Source organism: Streptomyces sp. NPDC002156, assembly GCF_053593675.1.
In genome coordinates this window covers 1-3,578 of record NZ_JBSFDA010000343.1, presented here as the reverse complement: position 1 = coordinate 3,578, position 3,578 = coordinate 1, and the positions used below count along the sequence as shown (strand labels likewise).

Genomic DNA, 3,578 nt, shown 5'->3' with positions numbered 1-3,578 from the left:
ACCCAGGGCATCGGCCGCCTTTTCTGCAGTAGGCGTACGAGTCGCTACTCCGCCGCCGCGATCAGCTCGCGGCACTTCTTGACGTCCTCGGCCATCTGTACGAGCAGCGCGTCCAGCGAGTCGAACTTGGCCTGGCCGCGCACGAACGCCAGGAAGTCGACGGCGACGTGCAGGCCGTACAGATCGAGGCCGACGCGGTCGATGGCGTACGCCTCCACCGTTCGTTCCGTGCCGTCGAACTGCGGGTTCGTGCCGACGGAGATCGCGGCCGGCATCACCTCGCCGTCCGCGTGCAGCCAGCCCGCGTAGACACCGTCGGCCGGGATCGCGGTGTGGGGCAGCGTCTCCACGTTGGCGGTGGGGAAGCCGAGTTCACGGCCCCGCTGGGCGCCCCGGACGACGACACCCTCGACGCGGTGCGGGCGGCCCAGGATCTCGCGCGCGCCCCCGACATCACCCTCGCCGACCAGACGGCGCGTCAGCGTGGACGAGAACGGCTCGCCGCCGCCCGCCTCGCCCGACACATACAGGTCGACGACCTCGACCTCGAAGTCGTACGTCCGGCCGAGTTCGGTCAGGAACTTCACATTGCCGGCCGCCTTGTGGCCGAAACGGAAGTTCGGGCCCTCGACGACCGCCCGGGCGTGCAGCTTGTCCACCAGGACCTTGACCACGAAGTCGGCCGGGGAGAGCTTCGAGAACTCCTTGGTGAAGGGGAGGATGAGGACGGCGTCGACACCCAGCTCGGCCATCAGTTCGGCGCGGCGGTGGTGCGGGGCCAGCAGCGGCGGGTGGCTGCCGGGGCGCACGACCTCGCTGGGGTGCGGGTCGAAGGTGACGACGACCGAGGGAACGCCCAGCTCGCGGGCGCGCTCCACGGCATGCCGGATGATCAGCTGGTGTCCGCGGTGGACCCCGTCGTAGGAACCGATGGTGACGACGCCGCGTCCCCAGTCCTCGGGGATGTCCTCCAAGCCACGCCAGCGCTGCACTGTGACCGCTCCTCGTCGAACCCGTGTCCGTGTCTGCCTCTTACGCAGGCCTTCTTACGCAGGTCTAAGGGTGCCATGCCGGACGCGCCCCGCTCGCATCGGCATGGAGGCTGTGACGGGGCGCACGTGACACGACCGGTTTCCGACCGCCGACCGCAGTTCGGAAGCGTGCGCTACGCGGGGACCCGTACCCCCGCCAGGTTCTCGATCATGCGGCGCGTGCTGGGGCCGACCACGGCGGCCCACTCCCCCGGGGTGTCGGTCAGCCAGCCCGCCACCAGTGCCGCGAACCCGGGCACCCGCCTGCTCAGCTCGACCAGGCAGCAGTCGAACCGCGTCGCACCGTCCGGAGTGCGTACGAGCAGCAGACCGCAGCGGTGTACGAGGCCCCGCGTGCGTTCCTCGCCATGGCGGGCCGTGGCCTCCACCGTGGTGCGGAGCACCGCGTCCAGGACGGTGGGGTCGTGCTCCCGGGCCAGCAGGGCTTCGAGGAGCTCATGGCGCAGGGGGTGGGAGACGGGGGTCCCGGGCGCGGCGAGCACGGTCGCGAGGGCCGCGCGCACCGGTGCCGGGCCGTCGTCGAGGAGGCCGGTGACCAGCGGGAGGAGCACGGGCCGGACGGTCGGTCCCTGGTCGAGGCGCCGGTCGACGTACGCGGCCATGTGCCCGGCGGTCTCCGGCCGCCGCTCCACGGCCTGCCGTACGAGCACGGCGACCCGGCGGGCCAGGGCCGGGGTCGTGATGTCGGCGAGGGTGCGCAGCACGTCCCCCGGTTCCGGACCGAGCAGCCGGGTCCGGAACGCTTCGAGGACCGGCTCCGGGTGGGTCGTGAGGGCGGGGACCAGGGCGCTCGGCGGGAGCTGCGGGTCGCCGGCGGTGAAGTGCCGCAGCGCCTGCGGGAGATGCTGGGCGCGGGTACGCGGATCACGGACGAGCAGCGCGAGCGCGCCGCCGTGGAGGGTGCAGTCGCCGGGGCGGGCGAGCAGTGCGAGGGCCGCGTAGCGCAGGAGGTCGAGGTCGGCGTCGGTACGCACCTGGGGTGCGACGCGCGTGCCGTACGCCACCGCCGCGACCCGCCGGGCCGGCCGCTCGTCGTGCGCCCACCGGTCCACGGCCCGGCAGACGGCGGACGGCTCCTCCTCGGCGAGCACGGCGAGGAGTTCGTCCCCACGCCGGTGCGCACTGTCGACGAGCACTTCGGTCAGCTCGTCCAGGGCCCGGTGGCGGTGGGTGTGGAGCAGCGCCTGGGCGGCGGTCGCCACGGTCGCGTCCGGCGTCGCGGGCAGCGGACGGTCGTCGTCGAACCAGCGGGCGAGGAGCGGTTGTACGGAGGTGGGGTCGGCGGCGAGGAGCTGGGCCACGGCGTCCAGGTAACGGGGCTGGTCGGACTGGCCCGGCGGGTCGTCGCCCACGACGAGTCGGCGCAGGAGGTCGACGGCGGTGGCTTCGGGGAGGCGGAGGGCCGTCCAGAAGGCGGGCCCCAGCTCTTGGGGCACCGTCTGGTTCCGTCGGCGGCGGGCCACGATGCGGTCGGCGAGGAGGCGCAGGACGTGGGTGTACGGGGTTGCGTCGGGGACGTTGCGGAGTACGTCGGTGAGGAGGTGGGTGGCCCACCAGGTGGATGTCGCGGTGGCGGTGGCGGTGGGGGTCGTGGTGGTTGGCTCGGTGGCTGTCGTTGTGGTGGTGGAGGAGGTCGAGGGGTGGGGTTGCGGGTCGATGGCTTGCGCCAACTCCCTCAGGCGGTGGGCCAGTTCGGGGGCTCCGTGCTGGCGGGCGAGGAGCAGCATCGACTGGACGACCGGGCCGATGCGGTGGTGCGGTACGGGGACGAGGGCCGCGTTCTTGTCGTTCTCCGGGCGGCGACGGTGGACCAGGGCGTGCAACGCCTCGTCCAGGTCCAGGTGTGTGCCCTGGATCCAGTCGGCGAGTTCCTCGTGGGCGAAGCGGTAGCCGCTGCCGGCGGGGACGAGGAGGCCCTCGGTGAGGACTGCTGAGGCCCAGCCCGTGCCGCCGCCCAGGTGGGCCGGTGCGGGGCCCCAAGGGAACACGGACTCGAAGGACGCGCGGTCCAGTTCGCCCTGGCCGGGGCCCAGGCTGCGGCGGGCGGCCTCGTGGATCTGGCCGGAGACCTTCGCTGCCAGGCGGCGTACGGGGGTGCCGCGTAGGCCGTTCTCGGCGGCTAGGCGGACTGCGATGCGGAGGCACATCAGGTCCAGGTAGGCGGTGAAGACGTCGTGGCGGTCGAGGCGGGGGTGGGGGGTGGTCGGGGTGTCGGGGTGGGTGGGGAGGGCGGCTCGGACTTCGGAGAGGAGGCGGAGGGTGAGGGGGTGGCGGGCGTCCTGGGGGGTGAGGGTGGATGGGGGGATGGCGTAGCGGGTGTGGGCTTGGTGGGCTTCGGATTCGGTGAGGTCGGTGAGGTGTAGTTGGCGTGGGGGGTTTTCGCCCCCGCCGCCCCTACCCGTCCCATCCCTGGGGGCTGCGCCCCCAGACCTCCCGAGCCAGTGGAAGAGATTGGCGGGGTACTTGAGAATGACCTGGTACTCGTCGTAGGAAATGTTCTTCCCGACCAGGTAGCGGTACTTTTCG

1 protein-coding gene and 1 pseudogene are annotated in these 3,578 nt (G+C 72.6%); both read right to left on the bottom strand.

Annotated elements, in window-relative coordinates:
- Window positions 1-44: 44 nt before the first annotated feature.
- Window positions 45-992 carry a bifunctional riboflavin kinase/FAD synthetase gene (locus ACWCRB_RS49470; RefSeq protein WP_369035554.1) on the bottom strand — a complete coding sequence of 316 codons (948 nt, stop codon included), beginning with the start codon at window positions 990-992 and terminating at the stop codon, window positions 45-47.
- Between the two features lie 173 nt (window positions 993-1,165).
- Window positions 1,166-3,578, bottom strand: a pseudogene (locus ACWCRB_RS49465) (serine protease); the annotation flags it as partial.